The organism is Komagataeibacter medellinensis NBRC 3288 (genome assembly GCF_000182745.2).
Classification (GTDB): domain Bacteria; phylum Pseudomonadota; class Alphaproteobacteria; order Acetobacterales; family Acetobacteraceae; genus Komagataeibacter; species Komagataeibacter medellinensis.
On record NC_016027.1, the window covers coordinates 1214362 to 1239687 of the forward strand.

The window sequence follows — 25326 nt, forward strand, 5'->3', positions numbered from 1 at the left end:
TATGCCCTTCTTTACGCCTGCGCACCGGACGTGGCACCGGCGGCAGCAACGAGTGGCTGGCCATTCCGGACAACGACAGTCCAGGTCTTGCGGCGGGAAATCGGCTTGCATTCTTCAATGCGCACCGTGTCGCCCACCTTGCATTCATTTAAGCCATCATGCGCCGCATACTTCTTGGAGCGACGAATGAACTTCTTATACAGCGGGTGGATAATGCGACGATCGACAAGAACCGTTACGGTCTTGTCCATCTTGTCGCTCGTTACCCGCCCGGTCAGGACGCGCCTTGGCATCGCCCGTCTCCCTTCAGGACTTTACTGCTGGCGCGTGGCCAGCAGAACTCTTCTTCACAACCTGGGTTGCAATCGTCTTCACACGCGCGATGTCACGACGAACCGCGCGCATACGGGACTGACCCTCGGTCTGGCCGGTCGCATGCTGGAACCGAAGATTGAACTGCTCGCGCTTCAGATCAACGAGAAGCGTATCAAGTTCTTCAACAGTCTTGGCACGCAGATCGGCCGGCTTTGTTGCCTTTGCCATCTCACGCCTCTCCGATACGGGTCACGAACTTGGTCTTGATCGGCAGCTTTGCAGCACCCAGAGCCAGCGCTTCACGCGCGACTTCAGGCGACACGCCTTCGATCTCGAACAGGATACGACCCGGTTTCACACGAGCCACCCAATATTCAGGCGACCCCTTGCCGGACCCCATACGCACTTCTGCGGGCTTTGTCGAGACCGGAAGATCCGGGAAAATCCGAATCCACACTCGACCAGCACGTTTCATGGCGCGGGTAATGGCACGACGGGCAGCTTCGATCTGGCGGGCCGTGATCCGTTCGGGCTGGAGAGCCTTCAGGCCGAAGGCTCCGAAATTCAAGGTTGTGCCACCCTTGGCCAGCCCATGAATGCGGCCCTTGTGGGCCTTGCGGTACTTTGTCCGCTTGGGAGAAAGCATTTTCTAAATCCTCACACGCCGCCTGGCGCATCTGGGTCCATTTGACCCCGCAGCTTAGCGCTGCGGAGCCTGTTCGGCGGCGCGACGGTCCTGCGCCAGCGGATCATGGGCAAGAATCTCACCCTTGAAGATCCAGACCTTCACACCACAGGTGCCGTAGGTCGTCTTGGCGGTCGCCACACCGTAATCGATATCCGCACGCAGCGTATGCAGCGGCACGCGACCTTCACGATACCACTCGACACGTGCGATTTCCGCGCCACCCAAACGACCCGAGCAGTTGATCCGGATCCCCTGCGCGCCCAGGCGCATGGCGGACTGCACAGCACGCTTCATGGCACGACGGAAAGCAACACGACGCTCAAGCTGCTGGGCAATGTTCTCTGCCACCAAGGTCGCATCGATTTCCGGCTTGCGGATCTCAACAATGTTCAGCGCAACATCGGTCTTGGCCATACGGGCCAAATCCTTGCGCAACACATCGATATCCTGGCCCTTCTTGCCAATCACCACGCCCGGACGGGCGGCGTAGATGGTCACGCGCGGCTTCTTAGCCGGACGCTCGATCACCACGCGGGACACACCGGCACCTGACAGCTTGCGCCGCAGATAGGCGCGCAGCTTCAGGTCATCATGCAACAGGCGTGCATAATCGGCATCGGCGTACCAGCGACTGTCCCATGTCCGGTTAATACCGAGCCGCAGCCCAATCGGGTTAACTTTATGTCCCATGAATCAGGCCGCCTTCTTTTCGGTTTCAGCTTCGGGCTTCTTTTCCGCCACAACGATGGTCAGGTGGCTGAAGAACTTCTCGATGCGGGCCGAACGGCCACGACCACGTGCGTGGAAACGACGCATCACGATCGACTTACCTACCTCTGCACGGGCAACAATCAGCTGATCAACATCAAGCTGATGGTTATTCTCGGCATTGGCAATCGCACTTTCCAGGGTCTTCTTAACCTGCTGGGCAATACGACGCTTGGAGAATGTGAGGGTGGCGATTGCCTGCGCAGCCGGCTTGTTGCGGATCAGACCCGCAACAAGATTCAGCTTGCGCGGGCTGATGCGGATGTTCCGCGTCAGCGCCTGCGCCTCGGTTTCCGCGAGCGTACGCGGATGCTTAGGCTTGCTCATGATCAGCCCCGCTTCGCTTTCTTGTCCGAAGAATGACCCGTGAAGGTACGGGTCGGTGAAAACTCACCGAACTTGTGCCCCACCATATTCTCGGAAACCTGCACGGGCAGGAATTTGTGCCCATTATAGACGCCGAACGTCAGTCCGACGAACTGCGGCAGGATGGTGGATCGACGCGACCAGATCTTGATCACTTCGTTACGGCCCGACGCGCGCGATGCATCGGCTTTGTTCAGCAGATACCCGTCCACGAACGGGCCCTTCCAGACGGAACGTGCCATCTTAAATGCCCCTTACTTGCCGGTCTTCCGGCGACGGATGATCAGACTGTCCGTACGCTTGTTGACCCTGGTCTTGTAACCCTTAGTCGGCTTGCCCCATGGCGTAACCGGATGACGACCGCCTGAAGTCCGTCCTTCACCACCACCATGCGGATGGTCAACCGGGTTCATGACGACACCACGGTTATGCGGACGGCGGCCCAGCCAGCGGTTACGGCCGGCCTTACCCAGATGCTGGTTCATGTTGTCCGGGTTGGACACGGCACCAATGGTAGCCATGCATTCCGCGCGGACCACACGCAGTTCACCGGACTGCAGCTTAATCTGGGCATAGCCCACATCTTTGCCGACCAGCTGTGCGTAGGTACCAGCGGAACGGGCGATCTTCCCACCACCACCGGCCTTGAGCTCGATGTTGTGGATAATCGTGCCCACCGGAACCGCCGACAGGGGCATCGCGTTACCCGGCTTGATATCAGCCCGGGCACCAGCAACGACCTGATCACCTGCCTTGAGGCGCTGCGGTGCGATGATGTAGGCCAGTTCGCCATCCTCATACTTGATGAGGGCGATGAAGGCCGTACGGTTGGGATCATATTCCAGACGCTCCACCGTGCCGACCACATCGAACTTGCGACGCTTGAAATCGACATAGCGGTAGGACTGCTTGTGTCCACCACCGATAAAACGCGAGGTGGTGCGGCCATGGTTGTTACGACCGCCGCTCTTGTTTTTCCCCTCGGTCAGCCCTTTGACGGGCTTACCTTTCCACAGCTCCTTGCGGTCGATCAGAACCGTTCCGCGCAGGCTGGGGGTAACTGGATTAAAGTGCTTCAATGCCATTTCTTGTCACCCCGCGTCAAACCAGCTTCGCGGTCAGGTCAATGGACTGACCTTCGGCAAGCTGGACAAACGCCTTCTTCACATCCGAACGCTGGCCGGGACGACCCTTGAAGCGCTTGGCCTTACCCTTCTGGATGAGCGTATTGACACCCAGAACCTTCACACCGAACAGCGTCTCGACTGCCACCTTGATCTCCGGCTTCGTCGCGCTGATCGCAACCTTAAAGCCGACCTGATTCTTTTCGGACAGAGCTGTCGCCTTCTCCGTAATCAGGGGGGAGCGAATGATGTCGTACATCGCTTCCCGAGACATGCGTTCCGCCTTCTTGCGGATTGCCAGGATATTGGTCATGCCAGACGCTCCTTCAGACCCTCAACGCCTGCGCGGGTGATGGCCAGCACATCGTGGTTCAGGATGTCATAGACATTCGCACCGATGGTCGGAAGAATGTCGATCTTCGGCAGGTTGCGCGCAGCTCGGCCAAAGTTTTCTTCAACAGCGGCATCCACGATCAGTGCGGATGTCCAGCCCAGAACCTTCAGCTTCTTGGCCAGTTCTGCGGACTTGCCTGATGCGGTCGCTGCATCCAGCACCACCAGCTTGCCCTCAGCGGCCTTCTGCGACAGCGCGGAAATCAGGCCCAAACGGCGCACCTTCTTCGGCAGGTCATAGCCATGATCGCGCACGACCGGACCATGAACCACGCCACCAGTGCGGTACTGCGGCGAACGCAGCGAACCCTGACGGGCGCTACCTGTGCCCTTCTGGCGGTACGGCTTCTTGGTCGTGCCGGAGATTTCCCCCATGCCCTTGACCTTGTGCGTACCCGCGCGGCGCTTTGCAAGCTGCCAGTGCACCACACGCGCCATGATATCATTGCGCGGCGTTACGGCGAAAATCTCGTCGGGAAGGCTGGCAGTACCTGCGCTTCCGTTATCGAGGGTTTTGATCTCGTAATCCATTGCCCTCTATCCTCAGCCCGCAGCCTCAACCAGGGCCGCCGGATACGGCGCCTCGGCATGACGGGCCTTCTTGATCGCATCACGAACCAGAACCGTCTCGTTCTTCCCCCCCGGCACGGAGCCGCGGATCATGATCAGGTTCTTTTCGGCATCGACAGCCGCAATCTCAAGGTTCAGCGTGGTCACACGCTCGGAACCGAGATGGCCAGCCATCTTCTTGTTCTTGAAAACCTTGCCCGGATCCTGACGGTTACCCGTCGACCCGTGCGAACGGTGACTGATCGAGACACCGTGGGTGGCTTCGAGACCGGCAAAGTTCCAGCGCTTCATGGCGCCGGCAAAACCCTTACCCTTGCTGGTGCCGGTAACGTCCACCTTCTGCCCCGCCACAAAATGGGCGGCGGACAGAGAAGCCCCGACTTCCAGGACAGCATCATCCGCAACGCGGAATTCAGCCAGCTTCTTCTTGGGCTCGACCTTGGCCTTGGCAAAATGGCCGCGGTTCGGCTTCGACACATTTTTGACCTTGGCATTGCCCGCGCCGAGCTGAACGGCGGTATAGCCGTCACGTTCGGTGGTACGGACATCAACCACCTGCAGATCATCAACCTGCAGGACAGTCACCGGCACATGTGTGCCGTCTTCCTTGAACAGCCGGGTCATACCCAGCTTTTTTGCGATCAATCCGGTGCGCATCGTCTGGACCTTAGAGTTTAATCTCGACATCCACGCCAGCGGCGAGGTCGAGTTTCATGAGAGCGTCCACGGTCTGCGGGGTCGGCTCGACAATGTCGAGCAGCCGGCGATGGGTCCGAATTTCGAACTGCTCGCGGCTTTTCTTATCCACGTGGGGGGAGCGGTTTACAGTAAACCGTTCAATATGCGTCGGCAGCGGGATAGGACCCCGAACCCGCGCACCCGTACGCTTCGCCGTGTTGACGATCTCTTTCGTGCTGTTGTCAAGCACCCGATGATCGTACGCCTTCAGGCGAATGCGGATGTTCTGGTTGTCCATCTTTCTGTTTCAGTCCAACTTTACCTGATTCGGGGGAACCCGATCCGCAATGGAAACCCGGCCAGATCGCTCCGACCGGGATACCACACTTCAGTTACTGTCCAATCACGCCGTGATGGAAGCAACAACACCTGCACCAACGGTGCGGCCACCTTCGCGGATAGCGAAGCGCAGACCTTCATCCATGGCGATCGGAGCGATCAGCTCCACATCCATAGCGACGTTATCGCCAGGCATGACCATTTCCGTGCCTTCCGGCAGGTGAACAACGCCGGTGACGTCGGTCGTGCGGAAATAGAACTGCGGACGATAGTTGGTGAAGAACGGCGTGTGACGGCCACCTTCTTCCTTCGTCAGGATGTAGGCTTCCGCCTTGAACTTGGTGTGCGGGGTGATGGAACCCGGCTTTGCCAGCACCTGACCACGCTCAACGTCTTCACGCTTCGTGCCACGCACCAGTGCGCCGATGTTGTCACCAGCTTCACCGCGATCAAGCAGCTTGCGGAACATTTCGACACCAGTCACTGTCGTCTTCTGCGTCGGGCGCAGACCAACGATCTCGATTTCGTCGCCAACGTTCACAACGCCACGCTCGACACGACCCGTCACCACAGTGCCACGACCGGAGATGGAGAACACATCTTCGATCGGCATCAGGAACGGACGATCAACCGGACGCTCCGGCTGCGGAATGTACTCGTCAACGGCATTCATCAGGTCCAGAACGCGGTTTTCACCGACTTCCGGGTCGCCATCTTCCAGCGTCACCAGGGCCGAACCTTTGATGATGGGAATATCGTCGCCGGGGAACTGGTAAGCGGAAAGCAGCTCACGCACTTCCATCTCGACGAGTTCCAGCAGTTCCGGATCGTCAACCTGATCAACCTTGTTCAGGAACACGACCAGCGCCGGCACACCAACCTGGCGGGCAAGCAGGATGTGCTCACGCGTCTGGGGCATCGGGCCGTCAGCAGCGGACACAACCAGGATCGCGCCGTCCATCTGCGCGGCACCCGTGATCATGTTCTTCACGTAGTCAGCATGGCCGGGGCAGTCGACGTGAGCATAGTGACGCTTAGCAGTCTCATACTCGACGTGGGCGGTCGAGATGGTAATGCCACGAGCGCGCTCTTCCGGCGCAGCGTCGATCATGTCGTATGCCTTGAACTCGGCACCGCCGGACTTCGCCAGCGTCTTGGTGATAGCAGCGGTCAGCGAGGTCTTGCCGTGATCGACGTGACCAATCGTACCGATGTTGCAGTGCGGCTTATTCCGCTCAAATTTAGCCTTTGCCATCTTTTTCTCCGTTAACTCGGCCTCGTGCCGAGAGTCGGGTTGGAAAGTTCCGTTTCGGAAGCCGGGCCGGTCAATAGACCGGCCTGACCGCCTTTACCAGCGGTAATGACTGAATGCCTTGTTGGCTTCTGCCATGCGGTGCGTGTCTTCGCGCTTCTTGACCGCTGCGCCACGATTGTTGACCGCATCAAGAAGTTCGTTCGACAGACGGTCCTGCATGGTGTTCTCGCCCCGCTTGCGCGACGCGTCGATCAGCCAGCGGATGGCCAGCGCCTGACGGCGCTCAGCTCGGACTTCAACCGGAACCTGGTAGGTGGCACCACCAACACGGCGGGAACGCACCTCAACAGCAGGCTTCACGTTGTCCAACGCACTGTGGAACATCACCACGGGGTCCGCAGCAGCACCACCACGGCGGCGCAGCACCTCAAGGGCGCCATAGACGATCCCTTCGGCTGTGGACTTCTTGCCGTCGTACATCAGGGCGTTCATGAAACGCGTAATGACGACATCACCAAATTTCGGATCGGGAAGAATCTCGCGCTTTACTGCGCGATGACGGCGACTCATGCCTCGTTATTCCTTTTACTTAGGACGCTTCGCGCCATAGAGCGAGCGACGCTGACGACGCTTGGCGATACCCTGGGTGTCCAGAACGCCGCGCAGGATGTGATAACGCACGCCAGGAAGATCCTTAACGCGACCACCACGGATCAGGACAACACTATGTTCCTGGAGGTTATGCCCCTCACCCGGAATATAGCTCACAACCTCATACCCGTTGGTCAGGCGAACTTTTGCCACCTTACGCAGAGCCGAGTTCGGCTTCTTCGGTGTGGTTGTGTAAACACGAGTACAAACGCCACGCTTCTGCGGACAGCCCTGCAGAGCAGGAACCTTGTTGCGTTTGGCTGCGGGCTCGCGACCTTTCGCGATCAACTGGTTGATGGTCGGCATACGCCTTTCCCGATCCTTACAAAATTCGGCCGGCCAACCCCATATCTGGTTGCCGACTGTCGTTCACAACAAAACCCCAACGAATGACAACCATCCGTTCGGGCATCATATTTACATCCGGCCTGGGCAGCCCGATTCCCGGACTGCGGCACCGCATGTCTGCATGCTGCATTCGACGGCCAACAACGTCTTTCAGACAGGGCTAGCCGAGGGCGCGTTACCTACGGGCAAACTGACCAAAAGTCAAGCCTTACGCAGGATTCGCTAGCAGTCCGACAGAACGACTCTGTTCCAGCGGACTCGGAGCACCGCTCCGTCAGGGCGCTGAATACCGCCTGAATCGGATGGTGACAATAGTGCAGCACCGAATCATGCCAGATACCGACCATTCGGCATCTGGCATTTCTCTCGTATTTATTCGGCAGCCTTGGTCGTGGCCACCGTAGAGCGCGCCTGGGCAAGGCGCTGCTTGTCCTCACCCGCTGCAACAGCCCGGAGCTTGTTCATCACGCTACCCGTCCCTGCCGGGATCAGACGGCCGACAATCACGTTCTCCTTCAGGCCGTTGAGCGTATCCTTCTTCCCTGCCGTGGCAGCCTCGGTCAGGACACGTGTGGTCTCCTGGAAGGATGCCGCGGAGATGAAGGACTGCGTCTGCAGCGAGGCCTTGGTGATGCCCTGCAGTACAGGCATGGCAGCAGCCGGACGCTCGCCCATGTTCAGGCGCTTGGTGTTCTCTTCCTCATACTCGATACGGTCCACCGTCTCACCAATCAGGTAGGTCGTATCGCCCGGTTCAAGGATTTCCACCTTCTGCAGCATCTGACGCACAATGACTTCGATATGCTTGTCATTGATCTTCACGCCCTGCAGTCGGTAGACGTCCTGGATTTCGTTGACCAGATAGTCCGACAGTGCCTCGACACCCAGAACCTTCAGGATGTCATGCGGTACACGGGGGCCATCGACCAGCGGATCGCCCACCTGCACGAAGTCGCCTTCCTGCACGGACACATGCTTGCCCTTGGGGATCAGGTAATCCGTCTCCTCGCCCGTTTCGTCGTTCTTCACGATGACACGGCGCTTGGACTTGTAATCCTTGCCGAACTCTACGCGCCCCTCGGTTTCCGAGATAATGGCGTGATCCTTGGGCTTACGGGCCTCGAACAGTTCCGCCACGCGCGGCAGACCACCGGTAATGTCACGCGTCTTGGAACCTTCACGCGGGATACGCGCCAGCACGTCACCCGCATTTACCTGTGCGCCGTTCTCGACCGACAGCAGCGAGTCAGGTGAAAGGAAGTAGCGGGCGTCGTTACCGTTCGCCAGCTTCACCACATCGCCATTGGCATCTTTAAGCTGCAGGCGTGGCCGCAGATCGATCCCCTTGGAAGCCTGCTTGTAGTCAACCACCACCTTCGATGTCAGACCGGTCACCTCATCCATCCGCTCCACCAGGGTGATGGAGTCGATCAGGTCGAGGTATTCCACCTTACCGGGCTGCTCGGTGATGATCGGCAGGGTGTACGGGTCCCACTCGGCCATTTTCTGGCCACGGGTCACTGCAGCGCCATCCTCGACCAGCAGACGTGCACCATAAGGCACACGGTAACGGGCCCGTTCGGTACCACGGTCATCCGTCAGCAGGATCTCGCAGTTACGCGACATGACGATGGGCACGTTCTGACTGTTATGGACCACGTTCTTGTTACGGATCGTCACCTGACCATCACGCGATGCTTCAACCATCGACTGCTCGGCGCCACGCTGCGCCGCACCACCGATATGGAAGGTACGCATGGTCAGCTGCGTGCCGGGCTCACCAATGGACTGCGCGGCGATAACGCCCACGGCCTCACCGATATTGACCGGTGTGCCGCGTGCAAGGTCACGGCCATAGCAATGGCCACACACGCCAACACGGCTGTCACAGGTCAGCACGGAGCGGATCAGCAGGCTTTCTACGCCAGCCTTCTCGATCTGCTCGGCCTGGGCTTCTTCAATCAGCGTATTGCGCGGGAACAGCACCTTGCCTGTTGCCGGATCCAGCACATCTGCGGCCAGCGTGCGGCCCAGCATACGCTCGGACAGGGACGCGATGACCTCACCGCCATCCATCACCGCACGCACCGTCAGGCCGCGCTCGGTGCCGCAATCTTCCTCGACGATGATGCTGTCCTGCGCCACGTCGACCAGACGGCGGGTCAGGTAACCGGAGTTCGCCGTCTTGAGTGCAGTATCGGCCAGGCCCTTACGCGCACCATGGCTGGAGGTAAAGTAATCGAGAACCGACAGGCCTTCCTTAAAGTTGGCGATGATCGGCTGTTCAATGATCTCACCCGACGGCTTGGCCATCAGGCCACGCATGCCGGCCAGCTGCTTCATCTGTGCTGGCGACCCACGAGCACCGGAATGGCTCATCATCCACACCGAGTTGGTCGGCTTGCCGATTTCCTGCTTGGAAATCTCCTTCATCATCGCGGCCTGCACTTCGTCCGTGCAGCGCGACCAGGCATCGACCACCTTGTTGTAACGCTCGCCAGCCGTGATCAGACCGTCCTGATACTGCTGTTCGAACTCCTTCACTTCCGCTGCTGTGCGATCAACCAGTTCCTTCTTCTCGGTCGGGACGATCATGTCGTCCTTGCCGAAGGAAATGCCCGACTTCGCCGCATGGCGGAAACCAAGGCCCATCAGGCGGTCACAGAAAATCACGCACTCTTTCTGACCGCAGTGACGGTAGACCGCATCAATCACGTCCGACACGATCTTCTTGGTCAACTGGCGGTTGATCAGCGCAAACGGCAGTGCCGCATGGCGGGGCAGAATCTGGGCAACCAGCATGCGACCGGGCGTCGTGACAACCGTTTCACGCACGGGCTTGCCATCAGCATCAAGCATATCAACCCGTGCGCGGATCTTGTCATGCAGCTTCACCGCACCGGTGCTGAGCGCATATTCCACTTCTCCAACGCTGGAGAAGGAAGGTGCGCCCGTTACCGTGGGATGACCTTTGTCGTCGTAGCTGTTCTGGTCCGGGGTCGCACGGAATTCAGGCGTCTCGAGGCTGAGGTAGTACAGCCCCAGCACGATGTCCTGTGACGGCACGATGATGGGCTTGCCGTTGGCGGGGCTGAGGATGTTGTTGGTGGACATCATCAGCACGCGTGCTTCCAGCTGTGCCTCGAGGCTCAGCGGAACGTGCACAGCCATCTGGTCACCATCAAAGTCCGCGTTGAACGCGGTGCAGACCAGCGGGTGCAGCTGAATCGCCTTGCCTTCGATCAGGACCGGCTCGAACGCCTGGATGCCCAGACGGTGCAGCGTCGGCGCACGGTTGAGCATGACAGGATGCTCGCGGATCACCTCTTCAAGGATATCCCACACCTCGGGACGTTCCTTTTCCACCATACGCTTGGCAGCTTTGATGGTGGTGGCGTGACCGTATTTTTCCAGCTTGGAGTAAATGAAAGGCTTGAACAGTTCCAGCGCCATCTTCTTGGGCAGGCCGCACTGGTGCAGCTTCAGCTCCGGGCCAACCACGATGACTGAACGACCCGAATAGTCAACGCGCTTGCCCAGCAGGTTCTGACGGAAGCGGCCCTGCTTGCCCTTAAGCATGTCGGACAGCGACTTCAGCGGACGCTTGTTAGCCCCCGTGATGGCACGACCGCGACGACCGTTATCGAACAGCGCATCGACCGATTCCTGGAGCATGCGCTTTTCGTTACGGACGATGATGTCCGGCGCACGCAGCTCGATCAGCCGCTTAAGGCGGTTGTTACGGTTGATGACACGACGGTACAGGTCATTCAGGTCGGACGTGGCGAAGCGGCCACCGTCAAGCGGCACCAGCGGGCGCAACTCGGGCGGGATGACCGGTACCAGTTCCAGGATCATCCATTCCGGGCGCGATTCACTATCGGCAAAGGCTTCGACCAGCTTCAGGCGCTTGACCAGCTTCTTGCGCTTGGCTTCGGACGTGGTGTCCTTAAGCTCCTGACGCAGTTCTTCCTTTTCCTGACGGCAGTCGATGCGCTCAAGGATCTTCTTGATCGCTTCCGCACCGATCCCGACCTCGATCCCTTCGTCACCATGCTCGTCCATGACATCCAGGTACTGGTCTTCCGTCAGCAGGCTGTACTGCTTGAGCGGCGACGTGCCGGGTTCCAGAACCACGTAGCTCTCGAAATACAGGATCTTTTCCAGATCCTTCAGCGTCATGTCGACCATCAGGCCGATACGGCTGGGCAGAGATTTGAGGAACCAGATATGGGCAACGGGGCTGGCAAGCTCGATATGGCCCATACGCTCGCGGCGGACCTTCGCCAGCGTGACTTCCACACCGCATTTTTCGCAGATGATGCCACGGAATTTCATCCGCTTGTACTTGCCGCACAGGCATTCGTAATCCTTGATCGGACCGAATATCCGTGCGCAGAACAGACCATCACGCTCCGGCTTGAAAGTCCGGTAGTTGATGGTCTCGGGCTTCTTGATCTCGCCATACGACCACGACCGGATCTGCTCGGCCGAAGCCAGCTGGATCTTGATCTGGTCGAAGGTCATGGCCTGGCCGCCCTGGCCAAGGATCTTCATGAGTTCATTCATGCGCCGCAAACCCCCTGAGGGAATGAAGCGGAAGCAGGCGCCGCACCTGCCTCCACTCCTGAAAGAAAAATATGTGGACCGCCGTGCACCATAAGGCCCGGATCAGGAACCGCTCTGTTCCAGGTCAACATTCAGGCCAAGGGACTTCAGTTCCTTGATCAGCACGTTGAAGCTTTCCGGGATACCGGCCTCGAAGTCATCCTGCTCGCGCACGATAGCCTCATACACCTTGGTACGACCGGACACGTCATCCGATTTGACCGTCAGCATTTCCTGCAGTGTGTAGGCGGCGCCGTACGCTTCCAGCGCCCACACTTCCATCTCACCAAAGCGCTGCCCACCGAACTGCGCCTTGCCACCCAGCGGCTGCTGGGTCACGAGCGAATACGGGCCGATGGAACGAGCATGGATCTTGTCATCAACAAGATGATGCAGCTTGAGCATGTAGATGTAACCAACGGTAGTCTTGCGCTCGAACGGCTCGCCCGTGCGTCCGTCAATCAGCTGCGACTGGCCGGACTTGTCCACACCCGCCCTGGTCAGCATCGCCTCGATATCGGGGATGGAGGCACCATCGAACACCGGCGTCGCGATCGGCACACCCTTGCGCAGGTTACCGCACAGCTCCAGCAGTTGGGCATCGGTCATGTCACCGATCTGCTCATCATAAACCTTATCGCCATAGACCGACTTCAGTTCATCCAGCAGTTCCTGCCGCTTTTCGCCATGGCGCTGGTATTCATCGGCCAACTGGGCAACCTGGCGGCCGATATTGGCGCAGGCCCAGCCCAGATGCGTCTCCAGGATCTGCCCCACGTTCATGCGCGACGGCACGCCCAGCGGATTCAGTACGATGTCAACCGATGTGCCATCTTCAAGGAACGGCATATCTTCCACGGGCACCACGCGGGAGACAACACCTTTGTTGCCATGGCGACCGGCCATCTTGTCACCCGGCTGCAGCTTGCGCTTTACCGCGACAAAGACCTTTACCATCTTCATCACACCCGGCGGCAGTTCATCACCGCGCTGCAGCTTTTCGACCTTGTTGTCGAAGCGGGCCTGGATCTTGGAGACAGCGGCATCGAATTCACGACGCAGCGTTTCCAGTTCCGCCATGACTTCATCGGAAGCCACGGTGATGTTACGCCATGCGCCACGCGGATGCTCGGACAGAACCTCGTCCGTGATTTCGGTACCAGAACGGATACCCTTGAAGCCCGTGCCCGCCGTCTGGCCGATCAGGTGTTCGCGCAGACGATTGTAGAAGGAACGCTCCTGAATGGCGCGTTCGTCATCACGGTCCTTGGCAAGGCGTTCGATCTCGGCGCGCTCGATCGCCATCGCGCGCTCGTCCTTGTCCACCCCACGGCGGGAGAAGACGCGCACGTCCACGATGGTACCCGTCGTGCCGGGCGGCAGCTTAAGCGAGGTGTCACGAACGTCAGACGCTTTCTCGCCGAAGATGGCGCGCAGAAGCTTTTCTTCCGGCGTCATCGGGCTTTCGCCCTTCGGTGTGACCTTGCCGATCAGGATGTCACCGGGGTTCACCTCGGCGCCAACATACACGATGCCGGCTTCATCGAGGTTGCGCAGCGCTTCCTCACCAACATTCGGAATGTCGCGGGTGATTTCTTCCTGACCCAGTTTGGTATCACGGGCCATGACTTCAAATTCCTCGATATGGATCGAGGTAAAGACGTCATCACGCGCGATCCGCTCGGAAATCAGGATCGAATCTTCGAAGTTGTAGCCGTTCCAGGGCATGAACGCGACCAGCACGTTACGACCCAGAGCCAGTTCACCCAGTTCGGTGGACGGACCATCAGCAATGATCTCACCCGCGCGCACCGCATCCCCCACGCGCACAAGCGGGCGCTGGTTGATGCAGGTGGACTGGTTGGAACGCATGTACTTACGCAGGCGATAGATATCAACGCCTTGCGTCGCACCCCCCGCATCCGTTGCGCGCACAACAATACGCGCACCGTCGATCTGATCCACCACACCATCACGGCGAGCCACGATGGCCGCACCAGAGTCATGAGCCACGGCCGCTTCCATGCCGGTGCCGACCAGCGGCGCGTCAGAGCGCACCAGCGGCACGGCCTGACGCTGCATGTTAGAGCCCATCAGTGCACGGTTGGCGTCATCGTTCTCAAGGAACGGAATCAGCGCAGCAGCGACCGAGACAAGCTGCTTGGGCGAGACGTCACAGGCCGTCACATCGGTCGGAGGCACCTGGCGGAAGTCACCACCACGGCGGACCGAGACCAGTTCGTCCGTCAGGTGACCCTGAGCATCCTGCCCCGCATCAGCCTGGGCGACGACCAGCTTTTCCTCTTCCATGGCGGAAAGGTATTTCCAGCCATCCTGCAGCACGCCGTCCTGTACCATGCGGTACGGGGTCTCGATGAAGCCGTATTTGTTGACCTTGGCATAGGTAGCCAGCGAGTTGATCAGACCGATGTTCGGGCCTTCCGGCGTCTCGATCGGGCAGATACGGCCATAATGGGTCGGATGTACGTCACGGACTTCAAAGCCCGCGCGCTCACGCGTCAGGCCACCCGGGCCAAGCGCTGAAAGACGACGCTTGTGCGTGACTTCGGACAGTGGGTTGGTCTGGTCCATGAACTGGCTGAGCTGGGATGAGCCGAAGAATTCACGCACCGCAGCGGCAGCCGGCTTGGCATTGATCAGGTCATGCGGCATGACTGTATCGATATCAACGGAGCCCATACGCTCACGGATTGCGCGCTCCATGCGCAGCAGGCCGACGCGGTACTGGTTCTCCATCAGTTCGCCAACCGAACGCACACGACGGTTGCCGAGGTTGTCGATATCGTCAATCGCGCCGCGACCATCCTTCAGTTCGCACATGATCTTGACTGTGCGCAGGATGTCTTCCTTACGCAGCACGCGCACCGTATCGGGCACATCCACGCCAAGGCGCATGTTCATCTTCACACGGCCAACGGCGGACAGGTCATAGCGGTCAGGATCGAAAAACAGGCCGGAGAACATGGCTTCCGCCGTCTCGGGCGTCGGCGGCTCGCCGGGGCGCATGACGCGATAGATATCGGTCAGCGCTTCCTCACGCGCGGCGTTCTTGTCAACGGCCAGCGTGTTACGGATCCACGGACCATTCGCCGCATCGATGGCAAGAGTCGTCAGCGTGGTCAGGCCTTCGCCCTCAAGTTCCTCCAGCTTCTGCTCGGTCAGTTCCTCGCCGGCTTCGGCATAAATCTCGCCGGTATGCTCGTTGACCATATCCTGAGCAATGAAGCGACCGATCAGGCCCGCGGGGCCGACGAGCACTTCTTTGGTGGTCTCGGCAATCTTGCGCACCATGCGGGCGGTGAGCTTCGCATCGACGGGGGCAACTTCCTCACCCGTCTGGGCGTCGATCAACGGCTCAAGCAGCTTCTGGCCACGGAAGGCTTCCGCATCGAAACGACGGGCCCAGCCCTTCTCGGTCTTGGTGAACTCGACCTTGCCATAGAAGTAGCCAAGGATCTCATCGGGGTCCATACCCCGGATCTCCATGGATTCCACATCCCCGCCCTCAGCGGCCTTCGCCGCACGCGCGGCTTCGGAGGCAGCGCCTTCGAGCGCGTACAGCAGCGTGGTGACTGGTAGCTTGCGCTTGCGGTCGATGCGAACGTAGATCAGATCCTTGCTATCGAACTCGAAATCAAGCCACGAGCCACGATAAGGGATAACACGCGCCGCAAACAGGAACTTGCCCGAGGAATGAGTTTTGCCCTTGTCGTGATCGAAGAACACGCCGGGGCTACGGTGCATCTGGCTGACGATGACACGCTCGGTCCCATTGATGATGAAGGTGCCGTTATCGGTCATGAGCGGCATATCGCCCATATAGACCGGCTGCTCCTTGATATCACGGATCGAGCGTGACCCGGTATCCTCATCCACATCCCATACGATCAGGCGCAGAATCACCTTCAGCGGCGCAGCAAAGGTCAGGCCGCGCTGGATGCATTCCTCGACATCGTATTTCGGCTCTTCCAGCTCATAGCTGACGAATTCCAGACGCCCGCGACCGGCAAAGTCATTGATCGGAAAGACCGAACGGAAAACTTCCTGCAGGCCCGTCGGCGTCCGGCTGTCGGGCGCCACATTCATCTGAAGGAACGTCTCGTAGCTTGCCCGCTGCACGTCGATCAGATTGGGCATCGGAGCGACCTCGGGTATATGCCCGAAGCTCTTGCGGATGCGTTTGCGTCCCGTGAACGATTTCGTAATCGCGTTCATCGCCTATCCAGCCCCCATCCACACAGGCCCGCACGGTTGTGACACGAATGTCACACGGACTGCGCGGCCCTTGAAAATCCTTGGCGGGCCAACCCCGACTGCCGTCCGGACCAACCCTATCTACCACCAAAGGCGCCCGAAGCCTTGCGGCCAGGGCGCCTGTAACGGCCAAGGGGGCGGAAACCAGATGGTTTCCACCCTTACTTGCATAACTCAGCCAGAGTGTACCATCACAGGCACATCCCAAAAGGCCAACTTATTTGATTTCGACAGATGCACCGTTGTCTTCAAGGGTCTTCTTGATCTTCTCGGCTTCATCCTTGCTGGCGCCTTCCTTGATGGTCTTGGGCGCACCCTCGACCAGATCCTTGGCTTCCTTCAGACCCAGACCGGTGATCGCACGGATTTCCTTGATCACGTTGATCTTCTTGTCGCCTGCCTTGGTCAGGACAACGTCGAACTCGGTCTTCTCTTCAGCCGGAGCAGCAGCAGCGCCCGGAGCAGCAGCAGCAACAGCAACCGGAGCAGCAGCGGAAACGCCCCACTTCTCTTCCAGCAGCTTGGACAGCTCGGCAGCTTCCAGAACGGTCAGGGCGGAAAGGTCTTCAACAATCTTGTTCAGATCGGCCATGATTTTGGTCTTCCTAATTTATACACTGGTTGGCACAGCACAATCCCGTTTTTTCAGGAAAATGCCGTTTTGTTGATAGCCCGGCGGGCCGGGCATGGGTCTCAGGCGGCTTCGCCCGTCTTGGCATAGGCACCAAAAACCCGCGCAAGCTGTCCGGCCGGCGCCTGGAGAACGCCTGCGATACGCGTTGCCGGCGTGGAGATGAGCCCCACCAGCTGTGCACGCAGAACGTCCAGGGACGGCAGCTCGGCCAGAGCCTTGATGCTGTTGACGTCAAGCGTCTGAGCACCAAGCGATCCACCGAGCAGAACAAGCTTTTCATTGGTTTTGGCGAACTCGACCAGCACCTTCGCCACTGCCACGGGTTCATCCGCCCACGATAACGCGGTCGGCCCCTTCAGCAGCGGCTTGATGCCTTCGAACTGGGTCCCTGCCAGGGCGAGAGAGGCCAGCCGGTTCTTCGCGACCTTGTGTGTCGCTCCAGCCGCACGCACGCGCCGACGAAGGTCAGTCACATCAGCCACGGTCAGCCCGTCATTACGGGTGACAATGACCATGGACGTCTTCGCGAACACGGCTGCGAGGGAGGCAACAAACTCCCGCTTCTCCGTACGGTCCAAATCCCGTCTCCATCATCACCTGCCAGCACAACCGCCGGCAGGTAGGGTTTACCCTAGGGACATTCCGGCAGGCCGGTCATGCCCCGGTTCGCCTGTCCTTTTCAAACGGAACAACCAGTGTGGGCTTTCGCCCCGATCCGGCAATCCCCGTCTTCCGGTTGCTACCCAAAGGGGCAATCAAGGCTTTCGCCACATCCGGTCTTGGACAGGTTCGGAAGATGGCGGCATGCCGCCATCCCCTGTCCCCCTTCCCCTAACGGGGAGAGGTCATTCTTCAGTTAACGTCAGGCTGCCGTGAAGGCAGACACGTCAACCGTAACACCCGGCCCCATGGTGGAGGACAGGGCGATCTTCTTGACATACGTGCCCTTGGCGCCCGTCGGGCGAGCCTTCTGGACCGCATCCACGAATGCGCGGATGTTCTCGGCCAGCTTGCCTTCCTCGAACGAGGCCTTGCCGACACCGGCATGAACGATACCGGCCTTCTCGGCGCGATACTCGACCTGACCGGACTTGGCTGCGGAGACCGCGCCCTTGACGTCCATGGTCACGGTGCCCAGCTTGGGGTTGGGCATCAGGCCACGCGGGCCGAGGATCTTGCCCAGACGGCCAACCAGAGCCATCATGTCCGGCGTCGCGATGCAGCGATCGAACTCGATCTCGCCCGCCTGCACCTTCTCGGCCAGGTCTTCCGCACCGACCACGTCGGCACCGGCTGCCTTCGCTTCCTCGGCCTTGGGGCCGCGGGCGAATACACCAACGCGCAGGGTCTTACCCGTACCATTGGGAAGTGACAGCAGGCCACGGACCATCTGGTCTGCATGGCGCGGGTCGATGCCCAGGTTCATGGAAATCTCGACGGTCTCGTCGAACTTCGCCTTGGCGTTGTTCTTGACCAGGGAGATCGCCTCATCAAGGCCATACTGCTTTGCGGTATCGACTGCGGCGCGGGCTGCGGTCAGACGCTTGTTCTTTGCCATCGTAATCAGCCCTCCACCACATCAAGGCCCATGGAGCGGGCGGAACCCGCCAGCATGCGCACGGCACCTTCGATGTCGTTGGCGTTCATGTCTTTCTGCTTCGTCTCGGCAATCTCGCGCAGCTGCGTGATCGTGACCTTACCAACAGACGCGGCCTTGCCCACGGTCGAGCTACCCTTGGAGACCTTGGCGGCCTTCATCAGGAAGTAGGTATTCGGCGGGGTCTTGGTAATGAAGCTGAACGTACGGTCAGCATACGCGGTGATGACGACGGGAATCGGCATACCGGGTTCGAGACCCTGCGTCTTTGCGTTGAACTCCTTGCAGAACTGCATGATGTTCAGGCCGCGCTGACCCAGTGCCGGACCAACCGGCGGGGACGGATTCGCCTTGCCGGCGGGGATTTGCAGCTTGATGTAGCCAACGATTTTTTTGGCCATATCCGGGGCTCCTGACTGTTTCACCCGGACCGCGGTTCTGATGGCCGCCCCCTGCCCCGGCTGGGGCTGGAGGGCGACCTCCCGCGTTCCGATAAGAGGCGCGCACCTACCGCTATTTGGAGGGGGCTGTCAAGTCCCTGTCATGAAATCCCTTGCCGGACAGGTCAAAAGACTCCGGGCCATTATCCACATTCACGCCATTGACTGACTTCGGCATGCGCATGTGGGTGTACTGCGCGATACCAAAGGGCTGGAGCGCCTTGTTGTTGGGCAGTTCCGCCGTAGTCCAGCCACCACCCAGCGAACGGATAAGTTCCACCTGCGCCTGCATGTAGCGGGTTTCAACCTGCACTTCGGCAATACGGGCCTGCAGGGCCGCAACCTGCGCCACGACCACATCAAGATAATTGGTCAGGCCACCGGTATAGAGCTGCATGGTCATGTTCTGCGTGCGCATGGACGCCTGCACCGCTTCGGCCTGCTGGCCGGCTTCCACGTCCAGATCATGGGTCATGCTCAGCCCGTCCTCCACGTCCTTGAAGGCGTCAAGCACGGTGGCGCGGTACTGGTCCTCCGCCTGGCGGTATTGGGACCAGTTGCGCTGGACCTCCGCCCGGCGCAGCCCGCCCTGGAACAGGGGCAGAACCGCCTGGGCTGCATAGTTGTACATGCCATTGGCAAATTTATCGAGCGTGAAGCCGTTATCCATGAAACCGGCAGTCGCACTGAAGGTTACATGCGGGTAGAACGCCGCGCGGGAAACGCCAATGGCCCGGTTGGCCGCCGCCATGTGCCGCTCGGCGCTAGCAATGTCCGGCCTGCGCTCCAGCAGGGTTGCTGGAAGGCCCACGGGCATCGGCACCTTGGGGAAAGTAATCTGTGCACGCGGCGCGATATGGAAGAGCGACGGTGACACGTTGACCAGAATGGCGATGGCATGCTCCATCACCGACCGGTGGGCCTGCAGGTCGGTATCCGCCGCCTGTGTGGAGGAAAGCTGTGTCTGCGCGCGCGTGACGTCGATGCCTGCGGCAATGGCACCCGCCTGCCGCATATGCGTGATCTGCACGGCGGTCTGGTAATAACGGATGGAATCGCGATAGACCGCGTGCTGCGCATCCATGCCGCGCAACTGCATGTAGTCATTGGCCAGTTCTGACTGGATGCTCAGCCTGGCCACCGCAAAATCGGCCGCCGCCGCCTGTGCAAGACGCTGCTGCATGCGCTTGCGGTTACGGATGGCGGACCAGAAATCGGGTTCCCAGCGTGCTGTGGCGCTATACTGCTCCGATGACATGTAGATCGGCCCCTGCGACCCGGCACCACGCCACAGCCTGTGACTGGATGCCTGGTTCTGCGATGCCCCCGCCCCGCCGGTAATCTGTGGGTAAAGGTTGGCCTGTGCTTCGGCCACGATGTCACGGGCCTGGGTAAAGGCTTCCGCGTCCGCCTGCAGGTTTGGGTTCAGATGGCTGGCACGTTCTTCCAGTTCATCAAGAGTCGGGTCCCTGAACACCTTCCACCAGTCCCCGCGCGCGGCGCCATCTTGCGGGGTACCATACTGAACCAGACCGTCGCCCTTCCAGTTATCAGGTAGGAGATAGTGGGCATGGCGGTATTTTGGCGCCAGATCCACGCACCCGCCCAATGTGCTGGCAAGGGCGGCGCAACCAGCAAGCGAGAGCATCCGGCGCGACAGGGCCGGGCTTATGCCCCGGCATGGCAGTGCAGTCATTGACGCACTCCCGCATCACCCGCATTGCTGTCGCCTACGGGCATGGCGCGCACGTCATCACCCTTGTCAACCGCACCACGTGATGCTGTGGCGCCCGCGTCATTATAACCCTGTGTCGCCCCAACCAGATAGACCTTCTGGCCTTCCAACAATCCCGCTGAAGGATTGTTCACGATCCGGTCCTTCGGCCCGATACCCGCCAGAATCTGCACATTCGTCCCCAGATTGGTCCCTACCGTCACGTTGCGCAGCCGGATACGGTCATCCGCATCCACAACCGCAACCTGCATGCCCTGTGCGCGAAAGACCAGGGCACCTTCAGGCACTATCAGGATATCGGGGTCCCCGGGTGCAACAAAGTGTACATTGGCATAGGAATCGGGCCACAGTTCACGCTTGTCGTTATCGACCACCAGTTCTGTGGTAACCGTACGCGTACCGGCGTTGAACGCCTTGGCGGTAGCCAGGAACTTGGCCTTGAACACCCGGCCAGGATACTGGGGCACAGACACGTCGCCTTCCAGCTTGGGGCTGATGATGTCGGCATAATCCTGTGGCACGGACACGAACACACGCATGCGGTGCACATCCGCCACCGAGAACAGTTCCGTCGCCGTCCCACGCGATGACACATCGCCACCGCCCGCGTTTACATAATCACCCACATCGGCCAGGCGCGAGGTAACAACGCCATCAAACGGGGCAACCAGTTGCTTGAAGCCGATCAGCGCCGCATAGCGGGACGCCTCGTGCCGGGCGGCCTCGACCTCGGCCTGCTGGGCTTCGGCATTGGCGACCTGCACGTCCACTTCCTGCTGGGAAACCGCCTGCGTGCCCTGCAGCGCCCGCCAGCGTTTGGCCGTGATGACAGCCAGCCGGTAACGGGCCATCGCCACGTCAAAATTGGCCTTGGAGGCCGCATACTGGGCATCCAGTCCCGGCGTGTCGATGGTAGCCAGGATCTCGCCCGCCTTCACTTGGGCACCGATATCCTTGTACCACATCTGCACATAACCCGAGACCTGCGCATAGATGGGAGCCTGGTACCAGGCCGAGATATTGCCCGGCAGGTCAAGCGTGCGGGTCTTGGGGCCCTGCTGCGGCAGGATGACCTGCACGCGCGGTATGGCCGCATCCTGGGCTACGGCGCGCAGATGCGCGACATGGACGCGACGCTCAATGATGCCACCTGCCACGATCACGGCCAGCACAATCCCCCCCAGGGTGATGTACAGCCGCCCACGCCCGGACATGCGTGGCGTCTGGTTTTCCCCTGTGGCGGTCATGCGTGCTCTCCTTCGCCGGTCGTGGCGGCCTTCTTGGACTTTCTGGAATGGATCAGGGCAAAGACGCAGGGCACGAACAGCAGCGTGGCGCAGGTGGCCACCAGCAGCCCCCCCATCACGGCGCGACCCAGCGGGGCATTTTGTGAATTGCTTAGTGACATGGGCAGCATGCCGATGATCATGGCTGAAGCCGTCATAAGCACGGGGCGGATACGTTCGTAGCCTGCCTCGATCGCGGCGCGCAGCGCATCACCATGCAGGTCCATCCGTTCGCGCGCAAACGAGACGACAAGGATGGAGTTGGCCGTGGCCGTGCCCATGCACATGATCGCCCCCGTCAGCGCCGGGACCGACAGCGCCGTATGCGTCAGGAACAGGCTCCATGCAATACCAGCAAGTGCGCCGGGCAGTGCGGTAATGATGATGAACGGGTCCATCCACGACTGGAAGTTGACCACGATGATCAGGTACACCAGCAGGATCGACATAGCCAGTCCGCCAATCAGCTGTACATAGGCACCATTCATGGTCGTAGCCTGCCCCTTGACCGACAGGCTGGAACCTGCGGGCAGTTCCTTGCGGGACTCTTCCACCACACGCGAGACCTCACGCGAGACCGCACCCAGATCCAGCCCCTCGTTCGAGGCATAAATGTTGAAGACCGGCATGATGTTGTAGTGGGAGACCTCGCCCGGGGTACCCGTCTGCACAATCTGGCTCAGGCCACCCAGGATCTGGGGGGGCTTGTCCTGCGGGTTGCCATCCCCCTTGTCGATGGGAATGGTCTCCAGGTCGTTCATCGTCTGCAGGAACTGCAGCGGGGTCTGGATATCAACCAGGTGCGACACCCCGGTCTTGGGGTCCAGCCAGTAGGTCGGCGCCACCTGCCCGCTGCCCGACAGTACGGCCAGAGCGTTATTGGCCACGTCCGATTCAGTCAGACCGGTGCCCAGCGCGTAAGTACGTCGGGCATTGACGCGCAGCGTGGGGGTGTTGAGGGGTTCCTGCACCGTGACATCGGCAAGGCCGGTCACATGACGCAGGCGTTCGGCCAGTTTTTCGGCAAAATCGAAATTGGCATACAGGTTGCGCCCCGATACCTGCACGTCCAGTGGTGCGGGCAGGCCGAAGTTCAGGATTTTGGCAGTCAGATCCGCAGGCATGAAGGTGATGTCGGTGCCGGGGAATTTCTCCGCCAGCCCCTTGCGCAGGATGGTGCGAAATTTGGCAACCGGTGCTTCATCGTCCTTCAGGGTCACGGTCAGGTCACAGTCCTGCGCACCCACGGTGGGGGTGGGAATGAAGGCCTGGTTAAGCGGGCTGAACGGCAGGCCGCAGTTGTTGACAATCCCTTCCACCTGGTTTGGCAGAAGACGCTCGATCTCGGCATTGACCAGCATGGCGATCTTGCCCGCTTCCGAAATCTTGGTGCCCATGGGGGCGCGCATGTGGATGGCCAGCGCATTGGAATTGATTTCGGGGAAGAAATCCTGCCCGGCAAAGAACAGCAGTCCCAGCGAGGCAAACGCCGCCACTCCGAAGATCGGCACGAAGCGACCGCGAATGCTGATCAGATGACCCAGCACCCCCTGGTAGCGGGTACGGAAGGACTGGAACTTGCGCTCGAAACCCTGCTGGAAGCGGCTGAAGATATTGCCCGGTGCATGGTGGCCGCCCTCCGCCTTGGCCTTTGCATGGGCTGCCACCTGGGCTGCCAGCATGTATTTGGCCATGGTGGGCACCAGCGTGCGCGACAGGATGAACGACGCAATCATGGCGAAGATGATGGCCTCGGCCATCGGCATGAACAGCCAGCCCGCAACCCCGGTCAACTGGAACAGCGGCATCCACACGATGCAGATGCACAACGTGGAGACGAAGGTAGGAATGACGATCTGGTTGGCGGCGTCGATGATGGCCGTCTCCAGATCCTTTTCCATTTCCAGATGGGCGTCGATGTTCTCGATCATGACGGTGGCGTCATCCACCAGGATACCCACGGCAAGCGCCAGCCCACCCAATGTCATGATGTTGATGGTCTGGCCCGCCGCCCCCAGCCCGATAACCGAACACAGCATGGCCAGCGGAATGGAGGTGGCAATGATGACGGTCGAGCGCCACGAACCAAGGAATAGCAGCACCACCAGGCTGGTCAGCAGGGCGGCGGTGCCCATTTCCTGCACCACGTCGCGCACCGCTTCCTTCACGAAGGTGGAGGCATCACCCAGCACGGTAATGTCCACCCCCGGCGGCAGCGTGCGGACAATGGAGGGCAGCAACTGCTTGATCCCGCTCACCACCGCAAGCGTGGAGGCATCGCCGCTTTTCATGATCACGATCAGCACGGCCTGATGGCCCTTGACCAGCACCATGTTGGTCTGGGGCGGGCCACCGGCATGCACCCATGCCACATCACGCAGGTAGACGACGGAATTGCCCTCCTGCTTGATGGGCATGTTGTTGAAAGTGTCTATCTCCTCGGGCGAGGCATTGGTCTGGACCATCCAGTCGAACGCGCCGATCTGCTGGTCACCCGCAGGCAGCACGATGTTCTGCTTGCCCAGCGCATTACCGATATCGGTGGCCGACAGCCCATGGGCGAGCAGTTTGCTCTGGTCCAGATCGACCATAATGTTGCCCGGTTGTCCGCCATAAGGGTTGGGTATGGCGGCCCCCGCAACCGAGACCAGACCCGGCCGGATCAGGTTGGAGGACATGTCGTAGATCTGCGACGCCGTCATGGAATCGGAGGAGACCTGCAATGTCAGCACAGGCACAGAGGAAGCATTGTACGTCAGCACCAGCGGCGGGGTCATGCCTGCTGGCATCTGCTTGATGACTGTCTGGGAGACGGCGGTGATCTGCGTCTGCGCCACGGCGGTATCGGTGCCGGGCTGGAAGAACACCTTGACGATGCCGCGCCCGTAATAGGACTGGCTCTCGATATGTTCGATATTATTGACCGTGGCGGTCAGGGCGCGTTCGTAATAATAGACCACGCGACCGGACATGTCCTCGGGCATCAGACCGGTATAGGTCCAGCAGATCGCCACCACGGGAATGTTGATGCTGGGAAAGACGTCGGTTGGCGTACGCAGCAGGCCACGGACACCAAACACGACAATCAGGATGGACAGGACAACGAAAGTGTAGGGCCGCTTGAGCGCGGTAACAACAATACCATTCATGCGCGGGCCACGTCCCCCCGCCCGGCTGGCCGGCCGCCCGCACCGTGTTCCACGCCACGCGCCGCTCCGGGCCGGAACAGGTTGTCTTCTTGCATATCTCGTCTCCC

At 60.1% G+C, this 25326-nt stretch carries 23 protein-coding genes; all 23 read right to left on the reverse strand.

Features of this window, described 5'->3' with window-relative positions; genetic code table 11:
• Window positions 1-11: 11 nt before the first annotated feature.
• Window positions 12-293 carry a 30S ribosomal protein S17 gene (gene rpsQ / locus GLX_RS05530; protein WP_014105024.1) on the reverse strand — a complete coding sequence of 94 codons (282 nt, stop codon included), beginning with the start codon at window positions 291-293 and terminating at the stop codon, window positions 12-14.
• A 13-nt stretch (window positions 294-306) separates the two neighbouring features.
• Window positions 307-543, reverse strand: coding sequence for a 50S ribosomal protein L29 (rpmC, locus tag GLX_RS05535; RefSeq protein WP_014105025.1), 237 nt, complete (start codon window positions 541-543; stop codon window positions 307-309).
• Between the two features lies 1 nt (window position 544).
• Window positions 545-961 carry a 50S ribosomal protein L16 gene (gene rplP / locus GLX_RS05540; RefSeq protein WP_014105026.1) on the reverse strand — a complete coding sequence of 139 codons (417 nt, stop codon included), beginning with the start codon at window positions 959-961 and terminating at the stop codon, window positions 545-547.
• 54 nt (window positions 962-1015) lie between these two features.
• A complete protein-coding gene (rpsC, locus tag GLX_RS05545; protein ID WP_014105027.1) occupies window positions 1016-1693 on the reverse strand; it encodes a 30S ribosomal protein S3 in 678 nt (225 codons plus the stop codon).
• 3 nt (window positions 1694-1696) lie between these two features.
• Window positions 1697-2098: a 50S ribosomal protein L22 gene (gene rplV, locus GLX_RS05550; RefSeq protein ID WP_014105028.1), complete on the reverse strand. Its 402-nt coding sequence runs from the start codon at window positions 2096-2098 to the stop codon at window positions 1697-1699.
• Between the two features lie 2 nt (window positions 2099-2100).
• Window positions 2101-2379, reverse strand: a complete 279-nt coding sequence (gene rpsS, locus GLX_RS05555) for a 30S ribosomal protein S19 (RefSeq protein ID WP_007399623.1) — start codon at window positions 2377-2379, stop codon at window positions 2101-2103.
• A 12-nt stretch (window positions 2380-2391) separates the two neighbouring features.
• The gene (gene rplB, locus GLX_RS05560) at window positions 2392-3222 is read right to left on the reverse strand and encodes a 50S ribosomal protein L2 (RefSeq protein WP_010513082.1); all 831 of its coding nucleotides are present in this window, start codon (window positions 3220-3222) and stop codon (window positions 2392-2394) included.
• Between the two features lie 16 nt (window positions 3223-3238).
• Window positions 3239-3535: a 50S ribosomal protein L23 gene (locus tag GLX_RS05565; protein ID WP_172157796.1), complete on the reverse strand. Its 297-nt coding sequence runs from the start codon at window positions 3533-3535 to the stop codon at window positions 3239-3241.
• Window positions 3536-3570: 35 nt separating this feature from the next.
• The gene (gene rplD / locus GLX_RS05570) at window positions 3571-4185 is read right to left on the reverse strand and encodes a 50S ribosomal protein L4 (RefSeq protein ID WP_014105029.1); all 615 of its coding nucleotides are present in this window, start codon (window positions 4183-4185) and stop codon (window positions 3571-3573) included.
• Window positions 4186-4197: 12 nt separating this feature from the next.
• Complete coding sequence (gene rplC / locus GLX_RS05575) at window positions 4198-4881, reverse strand: 50S ribosomal protein L3 (RefSeq protein ID WP_014105030.1); 684 nt, start codon at window positions 4879-4881, stop codon at window positions 4198-4200.
• 10 nt (window positions 4882-4891) lie between these two features.
• Window positions 4892-5200 carry a 30S ribosomal protein S10 gene (gene rpsJ / locus GLX_RS05580; protein WP_007282720.1) on the reverse strand — a complete coding sequence of 103 codons (309 nt, stop codon included), beginning with the start codon at window positions 5198-5200 and terminating at the stop codon, window positions 4892-4894.
• Window positions 5201-5305: 105 nt separating this feature from the next.
• Entirely contained in the window at window positions 5306-6496 is a 1191-nt protein-coding gene (gene tuf, locus GLX_RS05585; RefSeq protein WP_014105031.1) for an elongation factor Tu, read from the reverse strand.
• A 93-nt stretch (window positions 6497-6589) separates the two neighbouring features.
• Window positions 6590-7066: a 30S ribosomal protein S7 gene (gene rpsG, locus GLX_RS05590; RefSeq protein WP_007399617.1), complete on the reverse strand. Its 477-nt coding sequence runs from the start codon at window positions 7064-7066 to the stop codon at window positions 6590-6592.
• Between the two features lie 15 nt (window positions 7067-7081).
• Entirely contained in the window at window positions 7082-7453 is a 372-nt protein-coding gene (rpsL, locus tag GLX_RS17025) for a 30S ribosomal protein S12 (protein WP_003621118.1), read from the reverse strand.
• A gap of 414 nt (window positions 7454-7867) precedes the next feature.
• Complete coding sequence (rpoC, locus tag GLX_RS05600) at window positions 7868-12064, reverse strand: DNA-directed RNA polymerase subunit beta' (protein WP_014105032.1); 4197 nt, start codon at window positions 12062-12064, stop codon at window positions 7868-7870.
• A 102-nt stretch (window positions 12065-12166) separates the two neighbouring features.
• Entirely contained in the window at window positions 12167-16339 is a 4173-nt protein-coding gene (gene rpoB / locus GLX_RS05605; RefSeq protein ID WP_014105033.1) for a DNA-directed RNA polymerase subunit beta, read from the reverse strand.
• Between the two features lie 256 nt (window positions 16340-16595).
• Entirely contained in the window at window positions 16596-16970 is a 375-nt protein-coding gene (rplL, locus tag GLX_RS05610; protein WP_014105034.1) for a 50S ribosomal protein L7/L12, read from the reverse strand.
• Window positions 16971-17071: 101 nt separating this feature from the next.
• Window positions 17072-17590 carry a 50S ribosomal protein L10 gene (rplJ, locus tag GLX_RS05615; protein ID WP_014105035.1) on the reverse strand — a complete coding sequence of 173 codons (519 nt, stop codon included), beginning with the start codon at window positions 17588-17590 and terminating at the stop codon, window positions 17072-17074.
• Window positions 17591-17874: 284 nt separating this feature from the next.
• The gene (gene rplA, locus GLX_RS05620) at window positions 17875-18570 is read right to left on the reverse strand and encodes a 50S ribosomal protein L1 (RefSeq protein ID WP_014105036.1); all 696 of its coding nucleotides are present in this window, start codon (window positions 18568-18570) and stop codon (window positions 17875-17877) included.
• 5 nt (window positions 18571-18575) lie between these two features.
• On the reverse strand, window positions 18576-19010 hold the full coding sequence (gene rplK, locus GLX_RS05625) for a 50S ribosomal protein L11 (protein WP_014105037.1): 435 nt from the start codon (window positions 19008-19010) through the stop codon (window positions 18576-18578).
• A gap of 112 nt (window positions 19011-19122) precedes the next feature.
• Window positions 19123-20745: an efflux transporter outer membrane subunit gene (locus GLX_RS05630; protein ID WP_014105038.1), complete on the reverse strand. Its 1623-nt coding sequence runs from the start codon at window positions 20743-20745 to the stop codon at window positions 19123-19125.
• Window positions 20742-22031, reverse strand: coding sequence for an efflux RND transporter periplasmic adaptor subunit (locus GLX_RS05635; protein WP_014105039.1), 1290 nt, complete (start codon window positions 22029-22031; stop codon window positions 20742-20744). Before GLX_RS05635 ends, GLX_RS05630 begins: the two co-directional genes overlap by 4 nt.
• Window positions 22028-25219 (reverse strand): efflux RND transporter permease subunit, encoded by a 3192-nt coding sequence (locus GLX_RS05640; protein ID WP_014105040.1) that lies wholly within the window; start codon window positions 25217-25219, stop codon window positions 22028-22030. Before GLX_RS05640 ends, GLX_RS05635 begins: the two co-directional genes overlap by 4 nt.
• Window positions 25220-25326: the final 107 nt, after the last annotated feature.

Excerpts from the sequence above, each read along its gene's own strand:
- rpsQ (WP_014105024.1), bottom strand. The coding sequence starts at position 293 with ATGCCAAGGCGCGTCCTGACCGGGCGGGTAACGAGCGACAAGATGGAC.
- rpmC (WP_014105025.1), bottom strand. The coding sequence starts at position 543 with ATGGCAAAGGCAACAAAGCCGGCCGATCTGCGTGCCAAGACTGTTGAA.
- rplP (WP_014105026.1), bottom strand. The coding sequence starts at position 961 with ATGCTTTCTCCCAAGCGGACAAAGTACCGCAAGGCCCACAAGGGCCGC.
- rpsC (WP_014105027.1), bottom strand. The coding sequence starts at position 1,693 with ATGGGACATAAAGTTAACCCGATTGGGCTGCGGCTCGGTATTAACCGG.
- rplV (WP_014105028.1), bottom strand. The coding sequence starts at position 2,098 with ATGAGCAAGCCTAAGCATCCGCGTACGCTCGCGGAAACCGAGGCGCAG.
- rpsS (WP_007399623.1), bottom strand. The coding sequence starts at position 2,379 with ATGGCACGTTCCGTCTGGAAGGGCCCGTTCGTGGACGGGTATCTGCTG.
- rplB (WP_010513082.1), bottom strand. The coding sequence starts at position 3,222 with ATGGCATTGAAGCACTTTAATCCAGTTACCCCCAGCCTGCGCGGAACG.
- GLX_RS05565 (WP_172157796.1), bottom strand. The coding sequence starts at position 3,535 with ATGTCTCGGGAAGCGATGTACGACATCATTCGCTCCCCCCTGATTACG.
- rplD (WP_014105029.1), bottom strand. The coding sequence starts at position 4,185 with ATGGATTACGAGATCAAAACCCTCGATAACGGAAGCGCAGGTACTGCC.
- rplC (WP_014105030.1), bottom strand. The coding sequence starts at position 4,881 with ATGCGCACCGGATTGATCGCAAAAAAGCTGGGTATGACCCGGCTGTTC.
- rpsJ (WP_007282720.1), bottom strand. The coding sequence starts at position 5,200 with ATGGACAACCAGAACATCCGCATTCGCCTGAAGGCGTACGATCATCGG.
- tuf (WP_014105031.1), bottom strand. The coding sequence starts at position 6,496 with ATGGCAAAGGCTAAATTTGAGCGGAATAAGCCGCACTGCAACATCGGT.
- rpsG (WP_007399617.1), bottom strand. The coding sequence starts at position 7,066 with ATGAGTCGCCGTCATCGCGCAGTAAAGCGCGAGATTCTTCCCGATCCG.
- rpsL (WP_003621118.1), bottom strand. The coding sequence starts at position 7,453 with ATGCCGACCATCAACCAGTTGATCGCGAAAGGTCGCGAGCCCGCAGCC.
- rpoC (WP_014105032.1), bottom strand. The coding sequence starts at position 12,064 with ATGAATGAACTCATGAAGATCCTTGGCCAGGGCGGCCAGGCCATGACC.
- rpoB (WP_014105033.1), bottom strand. The coding sequence starts at position 16,339 with ATGAACGCGATTACGAAATCGTTCACGGGACGCAAACGCATCCGCAAG.
- rplL (WP_014105034.1), bottom strand. The coding sequence starts at position 16,970 with ATGGCCGATCTGAACAAGATTGTTGAAGACCTTTCCGCCCTGACCGTT.
- rplA (WP_014105036.1), bottom strand. The coding sequence starts at position 18,570 with ATGGCAAAGAACAAGCGTCTGACCGCAGCCCGCGCCGCAGTCGATACC.
- rplK (WP_014105037.1), bottom strand. The coding sequence starts at position 19,010 with ATGGCCAAAAAAATCGTTGGCTACATCAAGCTGCAAATCCCCGCCGGC.
- GLX_RS05630 (WP_014105038.1), bottom strand. The coding sequence starts at position 20,745 with ATGACTGCACTGCCATGCCGGGGCATAAGCCCGGCCCTGTCGCGCCGG.
- GLX_RS05635 (WP_014105039.1), bottom strand. The coding sequence starts at position 22,031 with ATGACCGCCACAGGGGAAAACCAGACGCCACGCATGTCCGGGCGTGGG.
- GLX_RS05640 (WP_014105040.1), bottom strand. The coding sequence starts at position 25,219 with ATGAATGGTATTGTTGTTACCGCGCTCAAGCGGCCCTACACTTTCGTT.